The 20,852-nt window shown below is 71.6% G+C and carries 18 protein-coding genes, 1 tRNA gene and 1 riboswitch; of the genes, 5 read left to right on the forward strand and 14 right to left on the reverse strand.

The genetic code is table 11. From position 1 onward, the window contains the following. Positions 1-148: 148 nt before the first annotated feature. Positions 149-952: a hypothetical protein gene (locus B4U46_RS14415; protein ID WP_079427574.1), complete on the forward strand. Its 804-nt coding sequence runs from the start codon at positions 149-151 to the stop codon at positions 950-952. Here B4U46_RS14415 and B4U46_RS14420 read toward each other — a convergent pair. Next, positions 936-1,280, reverse strand: a complete 345-nt coding sequence (locus B4U46_RS14420; protein ID WP_079427576.1) for a hypothetical protein — start codon at positions 1,278-1,280, stop codon at positions 936-938. The genes B4U46_RS14415 and B4U46_RS14420 overlap by 17 nt on opposite strands. 101 nt (positions 1,281-1,381) lie before the next feature. Between B4U46_RS14420 and B4U46_RS14425 the strand changes: the two genes are divergently transcribed. After that, complete coding sequence (locus tag B4U46_RS14425) at positions 1,382-1,612, forward strand: DUF4287 domain-containing protein (protein ID WP_079427578.1); 231 nt, start codon at positions 1,382-1,384, stop codon at positions 1,610-1,612. 104 nt (positions 1,613-1,716) lie between these two features. On the opposite strand, the gene B4U46_RS14430 is transcribed toward B4U46_RS14425, so the two are convergent. Both B4U46_RS14430 and B4U46_RS14435 read right to left on the reverse strand, forming a co-directional pair. Next, positions 1,717-2,571 (reverse strand): Bax inhibitor-1/YccA family membrane protein, encoded by an 855-nt coding sequence (locus B4U46_RS14430; protein WP_079427580.1) that lies wholly within the window; start codon positions 2,569-2,571, stop codon positions 1,717-1,719. 167 nt (positions 2,572-2,738) lie between these two features. Continuing rightward, positions 2,739-2,820: transfer RNA gene (locus B4U46_RS14435), tRNA-Leu, on the reverse strand. Between the two features lie 407 nt (positions 2,821-3,227). Between B4U46_RS14435 and B4U46_RS14440 the strand changes: the two genes are divergently transcribed. After that, positions 3,228-3,995, forward strand: a complete 768-nt coding sequence (locus tag B4U46_RS14440) for an ABC transporter ATP-binding protein (RefSeq protein ID WP_079431756.1) — start codon at positions 3,228-3,230, stop codon at positions 3,993-3,995. Positions 3,996-4,051: 56 nt separating this feature from the next. Further along, complete coding sequence (locus tag B4U46_RS14445; RefSeq protein ID WP_079427581.1) at positions 4,052-6,601, forward strand: ABC transporter permease; 2,550 nt, start codon at positions 4,052-4,054, stop codon at positions 6,599-6,601. Between the two features lie 77 nt (positions 6,602-6,678). On the opposite strand, the gene B4U46_RS14450 is transcribed toward B4U46_RS14445, so the two are convergent. From B4U46_RS14450 to B4U46_RS14490, 9 genes are all read right to left on the reverse strand, one after another. Next, positions 6,679-8,061: an SAM-dependent methyltransferase gene (locus B4U46_RS14450; protein ID WP_079427583.1), complete on the reverse strand. Its 1,383-nt coding sequence runs from the start codon at positions 8,059-8,061 to the stop codon at positions 6,679-6,681. 261 nt (positions 8,062-8,322) lie between these two features. Then, positions 8,323-9,705 (reverse strand): NAD(P)/FAD-dependent oxidoreductase, encoded by a 1,383-nt coding sequence (locus B4U46_RS14455; RefSeq protein WP_079427585.1) that lies wholly within the window; start codon positions 9,703-9,705, stop codon positions 8,323-8,325. A gap of 570 nt (positions 9,706-10,275) precedes the next feature. Next, the gene (locus tag B4U46_RS14460) at positions 10,276-11,217 is read right to left on the reverse strand and encodes a Ppx/GppA phosphatase family protein (protein ID WP_079427587.1); all 942 of its coding nucleotides are present in this window, start codon (positions 11,215-11,217) and stop codon (positions 10,276-10,278) included. Further along, positions 11,214-11,759: a DUF501 domain-containing protein gene (locus B4U46_RS14465; RefSeq protein WP_079427589.1), complete on the reverse strand. Its 546-nt coding sequence runs from the start codon at positions 11,757-11,759 to the stop codon at positions 11,214-11,216. Before B4U46_RS14465 ends, B4U46_RS14460 begins: the two co-directional genes overlap by 4 nt. 80 nt (positions 11,760-11,839) lie before the next feature. Beyond that, positions 11,840-12,328 (reverse strand): FtsB family cell division protein, encoded by a 489-nt coding sequence (locus B4U46_RS14470; RefSeq protein WP_079427591.1) that lies wholly within the window; start codon positions 12,326-12,328, stop codon positions 11,840-11,842. A gap of 91 nt (positions 12,329-12,419) precedes the next feature. Beyond that, positions 12,420-13,706 (reverse strand): phosphopyruvate hydratase, encoded by a 1,287-nt coding sequence (eno, locus tag B4U46_RS14475; RefSeq protein WP_079427593.1) that lies wholly within the window; start codon positions 13,704-13,706, stop codon positions 12,420-12,422. A gap of 281 nt (positions 13,707-13,987) precedes the next feature. Continuing rightward, on the reverse strand, positions 13,988-14,725 hold the full coding sequence (locus B4U46_RS14480) for a transglycosylase family protein (protein WP_159036775.1): 738 nt from the start codon (positions 14,723-14,725) through the stop codon (positions 13,988-13,990). A 3-nt stretch (positions 14,726-14,728) separates the two neighbouring features. Further along, a riboswitch (cyclic di-AMP (ydaO/yuaA leader) is annotated at positions 14,729-14,897 on the reverse strand. 275 nt (positions 14,898-15,172) lie between these two features. Continuing rightward, positions 15,173-16,237: a transglycosylase family protein gene (locus B4U46_RS14485; RefSeq protein WP_079427595.1), complete on the reverse strand. Its 1,065-nt coding sequence runs from the start codon at positions 16,235-16,237 to the stop codon at positions 15,173-15,175. Between the two features lie 139 nt (positions 16,238-16,376). Beyond that, complete coding sequence (locus B4U46_RS14490) at positions 16,377-17,651, reverse strand: cytochrome P450 family protein (protein ID WP_079427600.1); 1,275 nt, start codon at positions 17,649-17,651, stop codon at positions 16,377-16,379. Between the two features lie 121 nt (positions 17,652-17,772). Here B4U46_RS14490 and B4U46_RS14495 point away from each other — a divergent pair, with 121 nt between their 5' ends. Further along, positions 17,773-18,975 carry a globin domain-containing protein gene (locus tag B4U46_RS14495; RefSeq protein ID WP_237292859.1) on the forward strand — a complete coding sequence of 401 codons (1,203 nt, stop codon included), beginning with the start codon at positions 17,773-17,775 and terminating at the stop codon, positions 18,973-18,975. Positions 18,976-19,002: 27 nt separating this feature from the next. Here the strand turns inward: B4U46_RS14495 and B4U46_RS14500 are convergent, their stop codons facing one another. Together B4U46_RS14500 and B4U46_RS14505 are read right to left on the reverse strand one after the other, a co-directional pair. Further along, positions 19,003-20,040 (reverse strand): nucleoside triphosphate pyrophosphohydrolase, encoded by a 1,038-nt coding sequence (locus B4U46_RS14500; RefSeq protein WP_079427604.1) that lies wholly within the window; start codon positions 20,038-20,040, stop codon positions 19,003-19,005. A gap of 28 nt (positions 20,041-20,068) precedes the next feature. After that, on the reverse strand, positions 20,069-20,695 hold the full coding sequence (locus B4U46_RS14505) for a SurA N-terminal domain-containing protein (RefSeq protein ID WP_079427607.1): 627 nt from the start codon (positions 20,693-20,695) through the stop codon (positions 20,069-20,071). Positions 20,696-20,852 lie beyond the last annotated feature (157 nt).

A 20,852-nucleotide genomic window follows, 5' to 3' on the forward strand; every position in this document is an offset into this window, starting at 1 on the left:
CCAGGTCAGACGCCATCCCCCTAGGGCCTCCAGGACGAAAGACCTGTCCATTTCATGACGTAATGCACTGCACGCCATTCCCAGCACAGGACAAGCTGATGTAGGAAGTCGGGGGATCGAACCAACCAGGAGTTAGTCAGTGAGCGCCATGTCTCTTGCCCTGCTGCTGACCACGGCCGCTGCCACGGCCGTGGGCGCTGCTGCGCTGCACGCCGTACACGGACTGCGCAAGCAGGTGTCGGCCCTGCGCGATGAGCTCGCCCTGCCGGCCAACGCCCGCGGCGCGAGCGTCCCGCACGCCCGCAGCGCCGTCGAGTCCCCCGCCGCCGAGATACGGGCCGCCGTGGCCGCCGCCCTCGCCGAGGAGCGCGAGCGCGAGCTGGCCGAGGCGCGGGCCTTCTGGGCCGCGCAGGAGGCGCGTGACGCCGCCGACGCCCCGTCCCTGCTGGGCGGGCTGCCGGGCCTGGGCGAGGAAGGCCCCGTCTTCCTGCCCCGGCAGGCGGACCTGGTCGGCCTGGAGCCGGTCCTGGGCGACGACCTCGCCGACGAGTACCCGGAGGACTCGGCCGAGCTGGCCGCGGCCCGCCGGCGCCACCCCTCCCACCCGGACTTCGTCCCGGTCCAGCCGCACCCCGGCGCCGACCACGAGCGCACGGTCAGCCGCCTGGAGGAGCTCGCGGAGGCCCGTACGGCCCTCGCGGACGTCCGTCCCGGCCCGCTGGGCACCCTCGACGTGTACGTCTTCACGGACGGCACCACCCTGTGCATGACCCCGGGCCACCGGGAGACCGCGGAGCGCCTCGCCGAGGCCCTGCGTTCGGGTACGGCCCCGGTCCTGCTGGGCGGCTCGGGCATCTCCGGCGCCTACGCGCTGACCTTCTCCTGCGGTGACACCGAGGACCCGGACAGCAACGTCTACATCCTCGCCGACCGCGTCATCGCATCGCTCTGACTTCCGCCCGCTCCACCAGCGCCACGGCCTCGTCCAGCAGTTCGGACGGGGCCTTCGCGCTGCCGGGGCCGGCGGCGCGCAGCGCCTCGGCCAGGTCCAGCCCGGCCACCGCCAGCTGGTCCCCGACGACGAAGACCCCCTCGTCGGGCATCACGCGCGCCGGAGCCGCCCCCGAGGGGTCCTCCAGCCGCTGCGCCCGCACGGCCAGCTCACGGGCCAGCTCCAGGGCCTCCGCGGCGGCGCCGCGCTGGAGCCGGCTCTGCGGGGCGGCCCGCAGCCGGTCGGCGAAACGTTCCACGGCGGCGGTCAGGGGCGAGGTATCGAGCACCCGGCCGACCTTACGCGCCGCCCGGGCACCATTGCCAACGGGCGAACTCTCCGGCACGGTGCAGTGAAGAGAACAGCACGGCGATACCTCCGGAGGCGCCCATGTCCGTTGAGTTCTCCGAGCAGACCCACCGCAACATGATCGACAGAATCCCCCAGACCACCGGTCGTGAGATCTCCGACTGGCTCCGGACCGTCGACGAGGGCCCGTCCCTCCTCCGGTTCGAGGAGAAGGTCAACTGGCTGCTCGGCGCGCACGACCTGTCGCACGGCCAGGCGAAGGCGATCGTCCACGAGTACGGGCTGCGCAGAGCGGCCCGCCGGTTCGGCTGAACCCAGGCCCCCTTGCCCGTACGCCCCCGAGATGCGGGAAGGCCCCGCGAGCGTCGCTCGCGGGGCCTTCCCCGTACTGCCGGACCGCCGGACTACCGGTACGACTAGTCGTCGCCGGAGAGGATCTGGAACAGGCGCAGCAGCTCCAGGTAGATCCACGCCAGGGTCACGGTGAGGCCGAAGGCGGCCAGCCAGGCCTCCTCGCGGGGGGCGCCGTAGGTGACGCCGTCCTCGACCTGCTTGAAGTCCATGGCGAGGAAGCAGGCGCCGAGGACCACGCCGACGATGCCGAACACGATGCCGAGCGGGCCGCTGCGGAAGCCGAGGCCGTCACCGCCGCCGAACAGCATGAACAGCGAGTTGGCGACCATCAGCAGGACGAAGCCGAGGGCCGCGGCCATCACGAAGCCGGTGAAGCGGCGCGTGACGCGGATCCAGCGCATCTTGTAGGCCACCAGGACGGCGGCGAAGACGCACATGGTGCCGAGCACGGCCTGGATGACCACGCCGGGGCTGAGGTAGTAGCTGGTCGCCGCGGAGATGACGCCGAGGAAGAAGCCCTCGAACGCCGCGTAGGCCAGGATGATGCCCGGGGAAGGCTTGCGCTTGAAGCTCTGGACCATCGCGAGGACGAAGGCGACGAGCGCCGCGCCCAGACCGATCATGTACGACTTGCCGAGGTTCGCCGGGTCCACCGGAAGGGCGAGCCAGGCGACCGCCGCCGTGATGATCAGGGTGCCGAGCGTCATGGCCGTACGGCTCACGACGTCGTCGAGGGTCATGGCGGCGCCGCGGGCCGGCGCGGCCGGCATGCCCGTGGTGGGGTCGATGGCGTAAGGATTCGTCGCGTACGGGTTGGTCGCGGTCCCGGCCTGCGCGTACTGCGCGTCGAAGCCCGCGTAGCCGCCGTTGTCGCGGCTGAACCCCCGTCGCGAGAAGACCGGGTTACTGCTCCTCATCTCACTCCTCCGTGGCCACGGTGCGCGGCCTTGCGTCAAGGGTAATGCGTTAGCAAAGAAAGCACCCTACTGCTGGAGGAGGATCTTAGGAGAAGGCGCGGCGGATCGCCGGAGATAACGGAAGGGCCCCGGGAACGGTGTGCGGGGCCGTGGCGGGAGCGCGGAAGTGCCCGGAGCCGGACTTGAACCGGCACGGCCCGAGGGCCAGCGAGGTTTAAGCTCGCCGTGTCTGCATTCCACCATCCGGGCAGGGCGCAGCGGGCCCCGTGGCAAAAGCCTTGAACGCTGCGGTGAGCCTATCCGGAACACCCCGCCCGTCAGCGGCGCCTCTATCCGATGTTGTCTGATTTTATTGGCGATTGAGTGGGCGTCAGGACCGATAAGTCACGGTCGGCAGTGCTGAGGGAGACGCTCCGCACCTCCTCGCAAATGACGTGATTTCGCCGCCCCGCGCCACCCCGGGCCACCCCTCCGTACGGGCCCTCCTCGGGGCTCCCGTCATACCAGAGGAGGAGACGGCCGCGCCCCCGGTCAGACTCGAGTGGGCCGTCGAACGGGCACCGCGGCTGATCCCCCCGCGGTAAGGCCGCGGTGAGGATGGAAGGGTCCCGCCACCGCGCAGCAGACCCCGCTCGACAGGAGCCCCCGTGACCGCCATGAACTACGCCCCGCAGCACACCGCCCAGGCCGTGGCCGCCCGTGCCACGCAGCTCTCCAAGGTGTACGGCCAGGGCGAGACCCAGGTGGTCGCGCTGGACAACGTCTCCGTGGACTTCGGCCGGGGCCAGTTCACCGCGATCATGGGCCCCTCCGGCTCCGGCAAGTCGACGCTGATGCACTGCGTCGCCGGCCTGGACACCTTCTCCGGCGGCTCGGTCCGCATCGGCGACACCGAGCTCGGCACCCTGAAGGACAAGCAGCTGACCCAGCTGCGCCGGGACAAGATCGGCTTCATCTTCCAGGCGTTCAACCTGCTGCCGACCCTGACCGCCCTGGAGAACATCACGCTCCCCATGGACATCGCCGGCCGCAAGGCCGACAAGCAGTGGCTGGACACCGTGGTGGACATGGTCGGCCTCTCCGGCCGCCTCTCCCACCGCCCCACGCAGCTCTCCGGCGGCCAGCAGCAGCGCGTGGCCGTGGCCCGCGCCCTGGCCGCCCGCCCCGAGATCATCTTCGGCGACGAGCCCACCGGGAACCTCGACTCCCGCTCCGGCGCCGAGGTCCTCGGCTTCCTGCGCAACTCGGTGCGCGAGCTCGGCCAGACCGTCGTGATGGTCACCCACGACGCAGTCGCCGCCTCCTACGCGGACCGCGTCATCTTCCTCGCCGACGGCCGCATCGTCGACGAGATGTACGCGCCCACCGCGGACGGCGTGTTCGACCGGATGAAGGCCTTCGACGCCAAGGGCCGCACCAGCTGATCGGTCACTGATCACCGAAGCCACGAACAGACTTCCAGCCCAGGACTGATAACCCCATGTTCCGTACCGCCCTGCGCAACATCCTCGCGCACAAGGCCAGACTGCTGATGACGGTCCTCGCCGTCACCCTCGGCGTCGCCTTCGTCTCCGGCACCCTCGTCTTCACCGACACCCTGAGCAAGGCCCTCTCCGGCCAGTCCGCCAAGAGCTACGACGGCATAGCCGTCTCCGTCACCTCGTGGGGCCCGTCCCGCAACGAGGACGGCCAGAAGGAGGGCGAGCCCGGCATCAGCCAGCAGACCCTGGACAAGGTCAAGGCCGTGCGCGGCGTCGACTCCGTCTCCGGCCGGGTCTCCGGCTTCGCCGGCGTCGGTGACGAGAACGGCAAGCTGATCGGCTCCGGCTGGGCCAACAAGGGCTCCAACTACGCCCCCGTCACGGACGGCAAGGACCCCCGCTACGCCTTCACCGACGGCACCGGCCCCGCCAAGGACGACCAGATCGCCCTCGACAGGGCGTCCGCGGCCAAGGGCGGCTACAAGGTCGGCGACAAGGTCCGCGTCGCCACCAACGGCCCGGTCAAGGAGTTCGCCCTCACCGGCGTCTTCACCACCGAGGACGGCGCCGTCAACGCCGGCGGCAGCCTGGTCCTCTTCGACACCAAGGTCGCGCAGGAGCTCTACCTCCAGCCCGGCTTCTACGACGAGCTCGCCGTCGCCGCCAAGGCCGGCACCTCCGCCGACCAGCTGCTCTCCGACATCAAGCCGCTGCTCGACACCAAGCACGCCAAGGCCCAGACCGGCAAGGAACTCGCCGCCCAGCAGGCCAAGGACATCGAGAAGCAGATGAGCAGCTTCAGCACCATGCTGCTCGCCTTCGCCGGCATCTCCCTGTTCGTCGGCGTCTTCCTGATCTACAACACCTTCACCATGCTGGTCGCCCAGCGCACCAGGGAACTGGCCCTGCTGCGCGCCGTCGGCGCCAAGCGCGGCCAGGTGATGCGCTCGGTGCTCGCCGAGGCCCTGGTCATCGGCGCCACCTCCGCCGCGATCGGCCTGGTCGCCGGCATCGGCCTGGCGGTCGGCATGCGCTCCGTGATGGACTCCATCGGCGCCAAGATCCCCGACGGCGACCTCGTCATCGCCCCGGGCACGGTCATCGCCGCCCTGGTCATCGGCGTCGTCGTCACCACCCTCGCCGCCCTGCTGCCGGCCTGGCGCACCGGACGGATCGCCCCGGTCGCCGCCATGGGCAGCGCCCACCTCCCGGCCACCGCGAAGTCCCTGGTCGTGCGGAACGTCCTCGGCTCGCTCATCAGCCTCGCCGGCATCGGCATCGTCTTCCTCGGCGTGTCCATGGGCGGCGACGGCCGCATGGTCATCGGCGGCGGCGCCGGCCTGATGCTCATCGGCATGATCGTCCTGCTGCCGCTGCTGTCCCGGCCGGTCATCGGCGCCGTCCGCCCGCTCCTGCAGAAGGTGTTCGGCGTCCCCGGCAAGCTGGCCGCGCAGAACGCCGTGCGCAACCCGCGCCGCACCGCCGTGACGGCCGCCTCCCTGGCCATCGGCCTGACCCTGGTCACCACGCTGTCGGTCCTCGGCATCACCCTGGGCACCGCCGTCGACCGGATGAGCACCGACAAGCTGAAGGCCGACTACAAGGTCTCCATGGCCGGCGGCATCGGCGGCCTGGACAAGTCCGTGGCCGACACCCTGGCCAAGGCCCCCGGCATCAAGGCCGTCTCCCCGCAGGCCGACGGCTACTTCAAGATCGGCGACAGCTTCCGCTCGGCGTCCGGCGTCAACCCGGCCACCATCGGCGAACTGCTCAACATCGACGTCACGTCCGGCTCCCTGGCCTCCCTCGGCAAGGGCGAGGTCGCCGTCGCCGAGAGCACCGCGAAGAAGCAGAACCTCACCGTCGGCTCCACCCTCCAGGTCCAGTTCGAGGACGGCCAGAAGACCGCCCTGAAGATCGGCGCCGTCTACAAGGACCTGGAAGGCCTGCTGTCCCCGTACGTCGTCGACAACAAGGTCCTCGGCGCGCACACCGACCAGCAGTACGTCCGCGAGGTCTACGTCAACGCCACCGCCGGCGACTCCAAGGCCGGCCAGCAGGCCGTCATCGACGCCCTCGGCAAGAACCCGGCGATGACCGTCGCCACCCGGCAGGACATGCGCAACGAGATGGGCGGCATCATCAACACGATGCTGAACATCATGTACGGCCTGCTCGGCATGGCGCTGATCATCTCGGTGCTCGGCGTGGTCAACACCCTGGCGATGTCCGTCTTCGAGCGGACCCAGGAGATCGGCATGCTGCGGGCGATCGGCCTCGACCGCGCCCGGGTCAAGAACATGATCCGCCTGGAGTCCGTGGTGATCTCGCTCTTCGGCGCGGTCCTCGGCATGGGCATCGGCCTCTTCCTGGCCTGGGCCGTGGGCAGCACCCTCACCAAGTCGGTGCCGAACTACGAGCTGATCCTCCCCTACGGCCGGCTCGGCGTCTTCCTCCTGCTGGCCGCCGTCGTCGGTGTCCTGGCCGCCATGTGGCCGGCCCGCAGCGCCGCCCGGCTGAACATGCTGACCGCCATCAAGACGGAGTAGCCCGGGGCGGGAGCAGGGACACGGAGGGCCCCGGGGCGAGCTGCCCCGGGGCCCTTGCGCGTTGTGGGCGTACGGGGCTACGCGCCGCCCCAGACCCGGGAGCGCAGCGGCATCCCCGAGGTCCCGCCGCCGCCCGGCTTCACGGCCAGGATCTGGTTGACCCCGAGGCGCGCGTGCTCGAAGCCCAGCGCCGAAGCCGCCATGTAGAGCAGCCAGACCCGGGCGCGGCCGGGCGAGGTGAGCCGTACGGCCTCGTCCCAGTGCTCCTCCAGCCGGGCCACCCAGGCCCGCAGGGTCAGCGCGTAGTGCTCGCGCAGCGCCTCCACGTCGCGGACCTCGAAGCCGGCCTTCTCCAGCTCGCCGACGGTGGAGCCGACCGGGGAGAGCTCCCCGTCGGGGAAGACGTAGGCGTCTATGAACTCGTCGATCTCGTACGCCGCTTCGTCGGGCTCCGGGGGCCGGCCGATCTGGTGGTTGAGCAGGCGGCCGCCCGGGGCCAGCAGTGCGTGCAGGATCCCGGCGTACTCGCGGTAGCGCACGGAGCCGACGTGCTCGGCCATGCCGATCGAGGAAATCGCGTCGTACGGGCCGTCCTTGACGTCCCGGTAGTCCTGGACGCGGATCTCGATCCGGTCGGTCAGGCCCTCGTCGGCGATCCGCTTGCGGGCGTAGGCGGCCTGCTCGGTGGAGAGGGTGACACCGGTGACCTGCACCCCGTACTCGCGGGCGGCGTGCAGGGCCATCGAACCCCAGCCGCAGCCGACGTCCAGCAGCCGCTGGCCGGGCTTCAGGGCCAGCTTGCGGCAGACCAGGTCCAGCTTGTCGCGCTGGGCCTCCTCCAGGGTGCCGCCCTCGGTCCAGTAGGCGCAGGAGTACACCATCGAGGGGCCGAGGACGTGCTCGTAGAACTCGTTGCCCACGTCGTAGTGGTGGCTGATGGCGTGCCGGTCGCGGCTCTTGGAGTGGATGATCCCGCCCTGGCGGACGGCCTCCTCCGGCGGCGGGGCGGGCCGCGTCCACGGGCGGGCCAGGGCCACGAGCTCCCGTACGGCGGCGCGGGTCGCCGGGTCGCGCAGCAGGGCGGCCGTTCCGGCGGCGCCCGAGGCGCGCGCGGGCAGGTGCGGGCGCAGCGCGGCGAGCTTGGCCAGGCCGCTGCGGGGGCGGCGGGCGGGGACGGGCGCGGCCGCGTGGTCGCGCTCCCAGACGAGTCCGGCCACCTTGTCCAGCATCTCGAACAGGTCGCCGTCGACGGTCAGGTCACCGGCCACCCAGGCGCGGGCCAGGCCCAGTTCGCCCGGCTTCCACAGCATGTGGCGCAGGGCGCGCCGGTGGTTGAGCACCAGGGCGGGGCCGGCGGCGGGGCCGGCCTCGCTGCCGTCCCAGGCACGTATGCGGACGGGCAGGGGGGCGCCCAGCAGGGTTTCGGCAAGGGCTGCCAGCCGCGGCGCGGCGTCGGTCATCGAGGCACCTCCAAGGTGTTCAGACCAACCGGCTACCCACTCGCGCCGAAGGGCATTCGCCACCGAATCACACCTGGACCGCACCTTGAGCGCACCTTGACCATGCCGTGCGCCCGGGAGTCGCCGCGCGCGCCGGGGCCCGTGCGCCGGGGCCCGGGGCACGGGCCCGGGTGCGCGGGTACGCCGAAGGGGCCGCCCGCACCACGGATGGCGGGCGGCCCCTTCGGGGTCGTGCTCAGGGACCCGGCGTCAGCGCCGGGGTCAGGCCTTGGCCTTCTCGGCCGGGGCAGCGGCGGCGGCGGGGGCCGGCGCCGGCTTGGCGGCCTCGTAGAACTCCTCGCGCGGGGTTTCGAGGGCGCCGAGGGCGACGACCTCACGCTTGAGGAACATGCCGAGGGTCCAGTCCGCGAAGACGCGGATCTTGCGGTTCCAGGTCGGCATGGCCATGCCGTGGTAGCCACGGTGCATGTACCAGGCGAGACGGCCCTTGAGCTTGATCTTCATCTTGCCCATGACGATCATCGCCACGCCCTTGTGGAGGCCGAGGCCCGCCACCGCACCCTTGTTGGAGTGCTGGTACTCCTTCTGCGGGAAGCCCCGCATGCCGGAGACCACGTTGTCGCCGAGGACCTTGGCCTGGCGCAGCGCGTGCTGGGCGTTCGGCGGGCACCAGGCGTTCTCGACGCCGGCCTTGCGGGAGGCGACGTCCGGGACCTGGGCGTTGTCGCCGGCGGCCCAGATGTAGTCGGTGCCCTGGACCTGGAGGGTCGGGGCGGTGTCCACGTGGCCGCGCGGGCCGAGCGGCAGGCCGTAGCGGGCCAGCGCCGGGTTCGGCTTGACGCCCGCGGTCCACACGATGGTGTTGGAGTCGACCTCGAGGCCGTTCTTCAGCACCACGTGGCCGTCCACGCAGGAGTCCATGGAGGTGTTGAGGTAGATCTCGATGCCGCGGGACTCGAGGTGCTCCTTGCCCCAGGTGCCGAGCTTGGGCCCGACCTCGGGGAGGATCTTGTCGGCCGCGTCGACCAGGATGAAGCGCATGTCCTCGCGCTTGATCGTGGTGTAGTACTTCGCGGCGTCGCGGGCCATGTCCTCGACCTCGCCGATCGTCTCGGCGCCGGCGAAGCCGCCGCCGACGAAGACGAAGGTGAGCGCCTTGCGGCGGACGTTCTCGTCCGTCGTGGACTCGGCCTTGTCGAGCTGTTCGAGGACGTGGTTGCGCAGGCCGATGCCCTCTTCGACGCCCTTCATACCGATGCCCTGTTCGGCCAGGCCGGGGATCGGGAAGGTGCGTGAGACGGCGCCGAGCGCGATCACCAGGTAGTCGAAGGGCAGCTCGTACGCCTCGCCGACCAGCGGCGTGACGACGGCGACCTTGCGGTCCTGGTCGATGGTGGTGACCCGGCCGGTAAGAACCTCAGCCTTGGGCAGCACGCGTCGCAGCGGGACGACGACGTGCCGAGGCGAGATGCTGCCTGCGGCCACTTCGGGGAGGAAGGGCTGGTAGGTCATGTACGAGCGCGGGTCGACGACCGTGACGGTCGCCTCGCCGTAGCGCATCTTCTTCATGATGCGCTTGGCTGCGTACAGGCCTACGTACCCACCTCCTACAACGAGGATCCTGGGACGCTCCGTGGTGCTCATGAGATGAGTATCCAGCACCCCAAGGGGTGATGCTCGTGAGCCCCTTCACAAGGAGCGAGGAGAGCTCTGCTACACTGCGCGCCCCGCGTGACCCAGATCATGGCGCGCAACGGGAACCAGAGGGTATCGGGACTCGTTGTTCACCCGCCCTGAACTGGCCTCCAGGGCCTCGACCGGACTGGACCACCGGGTTTCGTCCTTACCTCCGATACGAAACCCGCAGCGCCCGCGCATCGCACAAACAGGTGCCGAAACGGCCCTGCGACCCTCAAGAACCCCTCGAACGACCCTCTTGTTGACCCGGGGGGCGCTTTTTCCTTGTGAAGAACTTCACGAACTTGGTGCGCGGCAGCGCCTTTTCGGCCTCCCGGGAGCCCCGCACTGCCCCCGCACAGCCCTCGCACAGCCCCCGCCCCGGGCGTGCTCCCCCGCCCCACCAGCCACTCATCGGGTGGAACGCGATATTCGCGCCACAGCCCCGCACGACGGCCGCCGCAGGAACGTCCGCGAACGGCTCGAGGGGGCGCCCAGCGCGGAACGCCCCCTCGCCCACCCGCACGGGCGGACCGGTCAGGCCACGGACCAGGCGATGCCGTCCAGGATGTCGTGCTCGGAGACCACGACCTCGGCGGCGCCGGTGCGTTCCATGATCGCGAGCAGGACCAGGGCGCCGGCGCCGATCACGTCGACCCGCCCGGGATGCATCACCGGGATCGCCGAGCGCTCGGCGTGGGTGGCGGTCAGCATGCGCTCGCTGATCTCGCGGACCTGCTCGTAGGAGATGCGGGAGTGGTGGATGCGCTCGGAGCGGTACTCCGGCAGGTCCAGGGCGATCGCGGCGACCGTGGTCACCGAGCCGGCCAGGCCCACCAGGGTGCGGGCCTCCTCCAGCGGGACGGTCTCGGCGGCCAGGTCCAGGGCCGCCTCGATGTCGGCGCGCATGGCGGCGATCTGCGCCCCGGTCGGCGGGTCGGTGACCTCACCGTCCACCACCAGGTGGCGCTCGGTCATCCGGACGCAGCCCACGTCGACGGAGCGGGCCGCGCGCACGTGCTCTTCGCCGACGACGAACTCGGTCGAGCCTCCGCCGATGTCCACCACCAGGAAGGGCCGCTCCAGGGCCGTGTCACCGGTCAGCTCCCTGGTGGCGCCGGTGAAGGAGAACTCCGCCTCCTGGTCCCCGGAGATCACCTCGGGCTCCACGCCCAGGATGTCCAGGACGCCCCGGACGAAGTCCTCGCGGTTCTCGGCGTCGCGCGAGGCCGAGGTGGCCACGAAACGGATCCGCTCGGCGCCCAGCTCCTTGATCACCGCGGCGTACTCGCGGCAGGCCGCGAAGGTGCGCTGCAGCGCCTCCGGGGCCAGCCGGCCGGTCTTGTCCACGCCCTGGCCGAGCCGGACGATGGTCATCCGGCGGTCGAGCTCGACCAGCTCCCCGGTGGCCGGGTCGCAGTCGGCGACGAGGAGGCGGATGGAGTTGGTACCGCAGTCGATGCCGGCGACCCGGGTCATGCCGTCTCCCCTTCCTTCGCCTTCTCACCGCACGGGGTGACGCAGGCGCCCTTGGCCCACCACTCCGGCAGCATCGCCAGGGCCTCGTCGCCGAACGGGTTCACCCCGGGGCCGGCCGCCAGCGAGTGCCCGACCAGCACGTGCAGGCACTTCACCCGGTCCGGCATGCCGCCGGCGCTCGGGAAGCCCTGGAGCACCTCGATGGCGTCGCGCCGCTGGATGTAGTCCTCGTGCGCCTTGCGGTAGGCGGCGGCGAGCTCCGGGTCCTCGGCGAGGCGGGCCTGCATCTCCTTCATCACGCCGTTGGCCTCCAGCGTGCCGATCGCGGAGGCCGCGCGCGGACAGGTGAGGTAGTACAGCGTCGGGAAGGGGGTGCCGTCGGGGAGGCGCGGGGCGGTCTCGACGACGTCCGGCTGGCCGCAGGGGCAGCGGTGCGCGATGGCGCGCAGCCCGCGCGGGGGGCGGCCGAGCTGCTGCTCGAACGCCTCGATGTCGGCGGCGGTCGGCTCGGTCCGGTCGGTCTGGGGCGGGGGCGTCTGCATGCCTGGAGGAAGTCTCTTCGTTCGGTCGTACGGGGCGGCCGCCTGCGGTCGCCCCGTACGTGACGGTCGTGATGGGTGGGTCAGTCGCCGGGGCGGTCGGCCTTGTCGACGCCGTCCCAGACGTTGGAGTACCAGGGGCGGTCGGATCCGCTCTGGCCGCCGCGGCGGTGCTCCGCGGCCGCGGCCCCGGGGTCGGTCATGATGTAGCCGATCTCCCCCGGGCGCAGGAAGTGCAGGTGCCTGCGCGCCTGCTGCTCCGCGTAGGCGGGGTCCTGCCAGCGCGCCTTCTCGTCGCGAAGCTGCTCCAGGCGCTTGCGCGCGGTGGCGGCGGCCCGCTGCTGGTCGGCGATCTCCGAGCGCTGGGACACGTACTGGCGCATCGGGTACGCCAGGGCGACGACCAGCGTACAGAGGACGAGCACCAGCAGGGCCGCCCGGCCGGTGAGCCGGCTGCGGCGCACGACCCGGCGGGACTGCGAGCGGTAGACGTGGGCCGCGGTCCGCTCGCCGAGCTGCCGGAGCCTGGTCGCCGTGGAGAAGGTGGAGAACCGATCCCGGTTCCCGGCCATGATCCGCCTCCCCTTGTGCGCGCGCTACGCAATACGTCCCCGCACACGGTACGGGACCGAGTGCGGGGACGTAGGGAGGCTAGGCGAGGACTCAGCCCTTGAAGCGCGGGAAGGCGCTGCGCCCGGCGTACACCGCGGCGTCGTCGAGGATCTCCTCGATGCGCAGCAGCTGGTTGTACTTGGCGACGCGGTCCGAGCGGGCCGGGGCGCCGGTCTTGATCTGGCCGCAGTTCACCGCGACGGCGAGGTCGGCGATGGTGACGTCCTCGGTCTCGCCGGAGCGGTGGGACATCATGCACTTGAAGCCGTTGCGCTGGGCCATCTCGACGGCGTCGAGGGTCTCGGTCAGCGAACCGATCTGGTTGACCTTGACGAGCAGGGCGTTCGCGGAGCCCTCCTCGATGCCGCGGGCGAGGCGCTCGGGGTTGGTGACGAAGAGGTCGTCGCCGACGATCTGGACCTTGGAGCCCAGGCGCTCGGTGACGGTCTTCCAGCCGGCCCAGTCGTCCTCGAACAGCGGGTCCTCGATGGAGACCAGCGGGTACGCGGAGACGAGCTCCTCGTAGTACTCGGTCATCTCGGCGGCCGAGCGGGACTGGCCCTCGAACTGGTACTTGCCGTCCTTGTAGAACTCGGACGCGGCGACGTCGAGCGCGAGCGCGATGTCCTTGCCCGGGACGTAGCCGGCCTGCTTGATGGCCTCGATGATGAGGTCGAGCGCGGCGCGGTTGGACTCCAGGTTCGGGGCGAAGCCGCCCTCGTCGCCCAGGCCGGTGGAGAGGCCCTTGGTGTGCAGGACCTTCTTGAGGGTGTGGTAGACCTCGGCACCCCAGCGAAGGGCCTCGGAGAAGGACTCCGCGCCGATCGGCGCGATCATGAACTCCTGGATGTCGACGTTGGAGTCCGCGTGCGACCCGCCGTTGAGGATGTTCATCATCGGAACGGGCAGCAGGTGCGCGTTCGGGCCGCCGAGGTAGCGGAAGAGCGGGAGGTCGGAGGCCTCGGACGCGGCGTGCGCGACGGCGAGGGAGACGCCGAGGATGGCGTTGGCGCCGAGGGAGCCCTTGTTCTCGGTGGCGTCCAGGTCGATCATCGCCTGGTCGATCAGGCGCTGCTCGGTGGCGTCGTAGCCGACCAGCTCCGGGCCGAGCTGCTCGATGACGGCGAGGACGGCCTTCTCGACGCCCTTGCCCAGGTAGCGGTTGGGGTCACCGTCGCGGAGCTCTACGGCTTCGAACGCTCCGGTGGAGGCACCGGACGGAACTGCAGCACGGCCGGTGCTGCCGTCGTCGAGGCCCACCTCGACCTCGACCGTGGGGTTGCCTCGGGAGTCCAGGATTTCCCGGGCTACGACGACGTCGATGGACGGCACGAGCATCTCCTTCTGGGATGTGACGCTGGGTGTGCGGTGGCGTGTGGCCTGGGACGGCCTCGCCGACTAGAGCCTAACCGGCTCCGGGCGGTCGGCCAGCCGACCGCCCGGGTCCTGGGACGAAAAAGGGTCCGAATACCCGCCTTCCGGGACATAGAGCCCCGGAAAACGGGCCGGACATGCGGCGGCGCGGCGCGGACGCGACGACGCCCGGCGCGCGAAGGATGCGCGCCGGGCGTCGATGCCGCGGTCCGTGCCGGGGTGCTGCTCGGGTGTTACGCGGGAATTCAGCCGAGGTTCAGCTTCTGACCCGGGAAGATCAGGTCGGCGTCCTGGACGGTGTCCTTGTTCAGGTCGAACAGCTTCTCCCAGCCGCCCTTGACGCCGTTGGCCTCGGCGATGGTGCCGAGGGTGTCGCCCTCCTGGACCGTGTACGAGCCGTTGCCGGTCGCCGGGGTCCCGGTCTTCGGGGCCGACGGCTTGGCCGGGGCGGGCTTGGACGGGGTCCAGTCGCCGGAGCCGGAGCCGGTGGACTTGGTCTCGGTGTCGGCCTTCGGGGTGGAGGGCTTCGCCGGGGCGGGCTTGGCCGGGGCCGGCTTGGTCTCCGGCTTCGGCTTGGCCGGGGTGGTGGTCGAGCCGCCGCCGTTGTAGGCGGAGTTGGACAGGCCGACGCCGCAGGACGGCCAGGCGCCCTTGCCCTGGCCCTTGAGGACCTTCTCGGCGATGGCTATCTGCTGCGACTTGGTGGCCTGGTTGGCCTGCGCGGCGTACGCCTTGCCGCCGTACGCGGCCCACGTGGAGGCGGAGAACTGGAGGCCGCCGTAGTAGCCGTTGCCGGTGTTGATGGACCAGTTGCCGCCGGACTCGCACGCGGCGACCTTGTCCCACTCCGAGACGGTGGCGGCGCTGGCGGAGCCGGCGGCCATCAGCGGCGCGGCGACGGCCACACCGGCGACACCGGCGAGCGTGACGATGCGGACGGCCTTGGAGCCGCGGCGGTGCTTGCCCTTGCCGGAAAGCAGCATGGAGTTTCTCCTCACCGACGCCTTCGAGGTGAGCTGTCGGGTTCGGGCGGATGAGTTGCCCGGTCGCGCAGTTGCGCGTCTTCACCCCAAGCCGGTACGCGGGCCGTCTCTCAACGGCCTTTCCCGGCGCCTACCTTGGTTCCCCCGCTCCTGCCAACGGCGCTTGCGCGACGACTGTTCCCTCCGGCCGCCGGCAGGATTCGGCGATGCGGTCGAAGGAGCCCGCGGTGGCGGGCGACTCAGAAGGTAGACAGGTCTCTCCCCGATGTTCAACGTGTGATTTTGGGGAGAAACCGGCCTACTTGCGTTCCGGGAGAGCACGTTTGCGCAGGTCGGAGCCGGGTTTGCGGAAGTTCCGGAATGAGACACGCCAGTTGTCCGGAAGAGATGCATGTCTCACTTGCCGATAACGGACATTCAGCCCGTAATGGCTGCCCGAACTACCCCCTATTTCTTGGTTAGATCCAGGTTCTGGCCGGGCTTGATGAGGTCCGCGTCCTTGCCGATGACCTGCTCGTTGGCCTGGTAGAGGGCGGTCCAGCCGCCCTTGAGGCCGTTGGCGTCCGCGATGGCCGCCAGGCTGTCGCCCGGCTTCACCGTGTACACGGGCTCCGCGGCGGCGGCTGACGCCGCGCCAGGGGCCGCGGGCACCTCGACCGCGGCCGGGCCGCGGTGCTTGCCGCTGCCGTCGGAGGCGCCGGCGGAGGCCGAGGGAGAGGGCGTGGCGCCCGGGGTGGCCGGGGCCGTCGGGTCGACCGGGGCGGTCGGGGTGCCGGGGGCGGTCGGATTGGCCGGGTTGCCCTGGTTGTTGGAGTTGCCCTGGTTGCCCTGGCCGTTCTGATTGCCCGGGTTGCCCGGGTTCGCCGGGGTGGTGGGCGGGACGGTGGGGCCCGTGGTCGGGGTGGGCGGCAGGGAGTAGTCCGGCTCCGGCATGACGGGCAGTCCGCTGGTGGCGCCCAGCGGGTAGTCCGGGAGTACGCCCGGGCCCGGGGTGCCGGGAGCCGGGGTGGGCGCCCCGAAGTCCGTGGAGGGCTTGTCCCGGCCGGTGGAGGGCACCGAGAAGTCGGGCCGGACCGGGGTGGGGCCGACCGGGCCGGGGATCTTGGAGGTGCCGGTGTCCACGTCGGGCTTCGGCCCGTTCTTGGACAGCCCGGCCGAGGCGGAGCACAGCGGCCACGCCTCGGGGCCCTGGGATTCCAGCACCCGCTCGGCCACCGCTATCTGCTGCGACCGGCTCGCGAGGTCGGGGCGCTCCGCGTACTCGAGTCCGCCCGCGTTCTTCCACTGCTCCAGGGTGAACTGGAGGCCGCCGTAGGCCCCGCTGCCGAAGTTGGCGCTCCACGTGCCGCCGCTCTCGCAGTCGGCGACCTTGTCCCACGTCGCGGTGTCGGCCGCGTTCGCGCCCGTGGCGGCGAGCAGCGGCAGTGCCAGCGCTGAGCCGGTGACTCCGGCGGTGACGACGATGGCGGGGACCTGACGGGGTCGTCTGTGGCGGCCGTTCCCGGGAAGCATGAGCCTGCACCTTTCGTATAACGGCGGGGTAACGGCAGAACCTAGCCGCCTTCGAACGGATGTCACAAGTTCGGCCGAAGACTGAATTCCGGTCAGTTCCGCCGCCCCGGGGGCCGTTGCGGGCGCCCGGGTGCGCGCCTCAGACGTTCGGGACTGTGAAGCGGACGGGCAGGGTGCGCAGGCCCCGCATGATGAGTCCGCCGCGCCAGCGCAGGTCCGCAGGGGGAACGGCAAGTTCCAGATCCGGCAGACGCTTCAGCAAAGTCGCGAGCGCCGTCTGGCCCTCCAGGCGGGCGAGCGGGGCGCCGAGGCAGTAGTGGATCCCGTGGCCGTATCCGAGGTGCTGATTGTCACTCCGGGAGAGGTCGAGGGTGTCCGGATCGGCGAAGCGCGCGGGGTCGCGGTCGGCCGCCGCGAGGACCACCAGCACGGGGTCGCCGGCGGCGACCTCCTGGCCGCCGAGGGTCAGCGGGCGGGTGGCGAACCGCCAGGTGGCCAGCTCCACCGGGCCGTCGTAGCGCAGCAGCTCCTCGATCCCGGTCTCCAGCAGGGCGGTCTCGCCCGCGGCGAGGGAGTCCTGGAGGAGGGCGCGCTGGCCGGGGTTCATGAAGAGGGAGTGGACGCCGTTGCCGATGAGGTTCACGGTCGTCTCGAAGCCGGCGAACAGCAGGATGAAGGCCATGGCGGTGGCCTCGGCCTCCGTCAGGTGGTCGCCGTGGTCGCTCGCCCGGATCAGGTCGGAGATGAGGTCGTTGCCCAGATCGTCCCGCTTGCGGTGGATCAGTTCCCCGAGATAGGTGCGCATCCGCTTCACCGAGCGGGCCACCCCGCCGCGCGGACCGCCGCCGTGGCGGATCATCATCCCGGCCCAGTCGCGGAAGTCGTCCTGGTCCTCGCGCGGTACGCCGAGCATCTCGCAGATGGCGTAGATGGGGAGCGGGAAGGCGAACTCGTGGATGAGGTCCGCCTCCCCCTTCTGCTCGAACCCGTCGATGAGGCGGTCGGTCAGCTCCTGCACCCGGGGGGTGAACTCCGCGACGCGGCGCGGGGTGAACGCCTTCGACACCAGCCGGCGCAGCCGGGTGTGGTCCGGCGGGTCGATGTTGAGCAGGTGGGTCATCAGCTCCGCCTTGCGCTCCCCGGGGATCCCCGTCTTGCCCTTGGCGTGGGCGGGCTCCGCGTGGTGCGCCGGGTTCTTGCTCAGCCGCTGGTCGGCGAGGGCCTGGCGGGCGTCCGCGTACCGGGTCACCAGCCAGGCCTCGACCCCGCTGGGGAGCGTGGCCCGGTGCACGGGCGCGTGCTCGCGCAGCCAGGCGTAGGCGGGGTAGGGGTCGGTGGCGAACTCCCAGTCGAAGAGGGTCGGCGCCGCCGGGACGGCGGGGGCGGGCGGGGTGTCGGGGGTCTGCTCGTGCACCCGTCGACGGTATCCCGGCCCGCTACCGGTCATCCTTTATGGGCGGTTCGCCGCGGCTGTCCGTGGATCGCCCCTCACTTGACGGCGGCTTGTCGGACATTCCTACTTCGGTCCTGTGGACGTGAGGATCTTGAAGAGCAGTTTCGCGGTGGTGGAGAGACGGGCCGAGCACACGGTCAAGTTCTTCTACTCCCACCTGTTCTGGCACAACCCCGGGATCCGCCGGCTGTTCCCGGACTCCGCCGAGGACATGGAGCGCCAGCGCGACCGGCTCTTCGCCGCCCTCACCCATGTCGTCTCCCGCCTGGAGGACGACAGCCTCCTCCCCTATCTCCACGACCTCGGCCGCGACCACCGCAAGTTCCTGGTCGGACCCGAGCACTACGCCGCCGTCGGCGCCAGCCTGCTCGCCGCCCTCGCCGCGACCTCGGGCGCGGCCTGGACCCCCGACGCCGAGAAGGCCTGGGGCGAGGCCTACCAGCTGATGGCCGACGCGATGACGGCCGGCGCCGCCGCGAGCGAGGACCCGCCCTGGTGGGACGCCGAGGTCGTGCGCCACCTGCGCTACGGGCAGGACATCGCGGTCCTGACCCTGGCACCGCACGCCCCGCTGCCCTACCGGCCCGGCCAGTACGTCAGCGTGAGCAGCGGGCGGGTCCCGTCCGTCTGGCGCACGTACTCCCTCGCCAACGCACCCCGCGCCGACCACACCGTCGACCTGCACGTCAGCCGGATCGAGGGCGGCCGCCTCAGCACCGCCCTGGTCCGCGAGATCCGGCCCGGCGAGCCGCTGCGGCTCAGCGCCCCGGGCGGGAGGCTGACCCTGCGCCGCGCGGACCGGCCCGTCACCTTCATCGCCGCGGGCACCGGGTGGGCGCCCGTGCGGGCCATGCTGGAGGAGCTCGCGGACCACCCTCCCGATCGAGACGTACGGCTCTTCCTGGCCGCCCGGGACGCCGCGCACCTCTACGACCGGCCCTGGATCGACGCCTACGCCGCCGCCTTCCGCCGGCTCGGCGTCACCTACATCACCCCCGCCCCCGGGCAGCACCGCGACCAGGCCACCGCCCGGCTGGCGACCGCCCTCGGCCACCGCGCCCTGTGGCCCGAGCAGGACGTCTACCTGAGCGGGCCGCCCGTGTTCATGGAGGAGACCGCCCTCCTCCTGGAGGAGCTCGGCGCCCGCCCCGACCGCCTCTTCCACGACGCCGTCCCCGTCCCCGGCTCCGCCCGCGGCGGGCGCCCCCTGGGCTTCGGGGAGTGGTTCCTGCACCGCCCGGCCCCGCACTGGCACGACCCGTCGGCCCGCGCCCCGGGCGACTGACGCCCCCTGAGGGCTGAACCGCCCGGGCTAGGCGACGCCCTCCGCCGCGCGGATGGCGTCGCGGTAGGCGCGGGCCGCCGCGCGCAGTGCCGTTTCGGGGTCGGTGCCCGCCGCCTCGGCGCGGGCCGCCAGTTCCAGCAGTTCGTAGCCGATGCCCTCGCCCCGGGGCAGCTCTACCGGGACCCCGCCCGCGCGGGCCCGGCCGGCCAGCTTCGCCGCGAGCGCGAGCCCGGGCTGGGCCAGGGGGATGCCGTCGGTGACCGACTCCCGCTGCTTCTCGACCGCCTTGGTGGCCTGCCAGTGGGCGCTGACGTCCTCCGGGGACTCGGCCGTGGCGTCCCCGAAGACATGGGGGTGGCGCCGGATCAGCTTGTCGACCAGGTCACCGGCGACGTCGTCGATGGAGAACGCCTCCGCCTCCCCGGCGTCCTGCGCGCCCTCCTCGGCGATGCGCGCGTGGAAGACCACCTGGAGCAGGACGTCGCCGAGCTCCTCGCGCAGTGCGTCCCGGTCGCCGTCCTCGATCGCCTCGACCAGCTCGTACGCCTCCTCGATGGCGTACTTCACCAGCCCCTCGTGGGTCTGCCGCGACGTCCACGGGCACGCCCGGCGCACCCGGTCCATCACCTGCACCAGGTCGAGCAGCCGCGCGCCCGGCAGGTCGTACGACCCCGGCAGCAGCTCCAGGTCCGGCATGGCCACCCGGCCCGAGCCGGCCAGCCGCGCCAGTCCGTCCGTCAGCCGCTGGTCGCCCTCACCGGCCGGGATCACCACGATGGTGCGGCCCCCGGCGCAGGCATCGACGAGAGCGTGTGCGTCGGGGGCCTCGTGCGCCACGACCACCCCCGCTTCCCGCAGGTACGGGAGCTGCGGGTGGCCCGGGTCCGCGCACAGCACCCGGTCCGCGGCGTGCAGGACCTGCCAGGCCGGCCAGGACAGCAGCCCGGGGGCCACCCGGTGGCTGGCGGTCAGCAGGACGATCCGCCCGGCGTCCGCAGGGGAGGCGGGGGCGACGGCGGGAGCGGGGGCGACGGCGGAGGCGGGTTCGGCGGTGTGGTCGGTCACCCTCCGAACCTACCTCCGTCCCCGGGTGTCAGGCTCCGGCGGGGGCCGCCTGCTCGGGCATCGTCTTCTGCGTGATCCACGGGGTCTGCTGGTCACCGAGGAGGATCTGCTTCTCGTCCCAGCGCCCGTAGCGCGGGTTGACCTCGATGTGCAGCTCCTTCGCCGCCTCCCCGAGCTTCACGAGCGCCTTGTCCTGGCTGCCGTAGTGCGCGAACAGCTTGTCGCGCAGCAGCTTGAACCGGGTGTCGGCGTCGATCTGGTCCGGGGCCAGCTGCGCCTGCTCCAGAGCGGCCGCGGCCAGCGCCTTCTCCCCGCCGACCTGCTGGAGCTGCGCCTTGCGGACGTCCTCGATCTCCTTGGGGCTCACGCTCAGCCCGGCGTCGTCCGCCGCCCGCTCCAGGACGGCGGTCTGGATCATCTTGTTGAGCTTGAGCCGCTCGAGTCCGGCGGTGGCCCCGATCAGCCGCGCCCCCTGCTCGGACCGGTTCTGCGCGGTGCGCACGTCGTTGACCTGTGCCTGGAGCGCGGACGTGGTGATGCGCTCGCCGCCGACGACGGCCGCGGTACCGGGACGGGTCCCGCCCGAGCAGGCGGCCAGCAAGGGGGCCGCCGCGAGCAGGGCGACGGATACGGAGAGCGCTGTGCGACGGTGCAAAGGAGCCTCCAGGGCCGGGAGATTGTGCGTCGGTGCACAAGGCCGTGCGGTGATCGATGGTATGCAGTCGAAGTGGCCCGAGCCACCTGTTCGACCAACGATTCCCGGGGTGTCGAAGGTGCGAATTAACCCCCCGGCTACCGCGGAGCCGGACGTT

The organism is Streptomyces katrae, from assembly GCF_002028425.1.
Classification (GTDB): Bacteria; Actinomycetota; Actinomycetes; order Streptomycetales; family Streptomycetaceae; genus Streptomyces; species Streptomyces katrae_A.

Coding starts and splice junctions, on each gene's coding strand:
- B4U46_RS14415 (WP_079427574.1), top strand. CDS start 149: ATGTCTCTTGCCCTGCTGCTGACCACGGCCGCTGCCACGGCCGTGGGC.
- B4U46_RS14425 (WP_079427578.1), top strand. CDS start 1,382: ATGTCCGTTGAGTTCTCCGAGCAGACCCACCGCAACATGATCGACAGA.
- B4U46_RS14430 (WP_079427580.1), bottom strand. CDS start 2,571: ATGAGGAGCAGTAACCCGGTCTTCTCGCGACGGGGGTTCAGCCGCGAC.
- B4U46_RS14440 (WP_079431756.1), top strand. CDS start 3,228: ATGAACTACGCCCCGCAGCACACCGCCCAGGCCGTGGCCGCCCGTGCC.
- B4U46_RS14445 (WP_079427581.1), top strand. CDS start 4,052: ATGTTCCGTACCGCCCTGCGCAACATCCTCGCGCACAAGGCCAGACTG.
- B4U46_RS14450 (WP_079427583.1), bottom strand. CDS start 8,061: ATGACCGACGCCGCGCCGCGGCTGGCAGCCCTTGCCGAAACCCTGCTG.
- B4U46_RS14455 (WP_079427585.1), bottom strand. CDS start 9,705: ATGAGCACCACGGAGCGTCCCAGGATCCTCGTTGTAGGAGGTGGGTAC.
- B4U46_RS14460 (WP_079427587.1), bottom strand. CDS start 11,217: ATGACCCGGGTCGCCGGCATCGACTGCGGTACCAACTCCATCCGCCTC.
- B4U46_RS14465 (WP_079427589.1), bottom strand. CDS start 11,759: ATGCAGACGCCCCCGCCCCAGACCGACCGGACCGAGCCGACCGCCGCC.
- B4U46_RS14470 (WP_079427591.1), bottom strand. CDS start 12,328: ATGGCCGGGAACCGGGATCGGTTCTCCACCTTCTCCACGGCGACCAGG.
- eno (WP_079427593.1), bottom strand. CDS start 13,706: ATGCTCGTGCCGTCCATCGACGTCGTCGTAGCCCGGGAAATCCTGGAC.
- B4U46_RS14480 (WP_159036775.1), bottom strand. CDS start 14,725: ATGCTGCTTTCCGGCAAGGGCAAGCACCGCCGCGGCTCCAAGGCCGTC.
- B4U46_RS14485 (WP_079427595.1), bottom strand. CDS start 16,237: ATGCTTCCCGGGAACGGCCGCCACAGACGACCCCGTCAGGTCCCCGCC.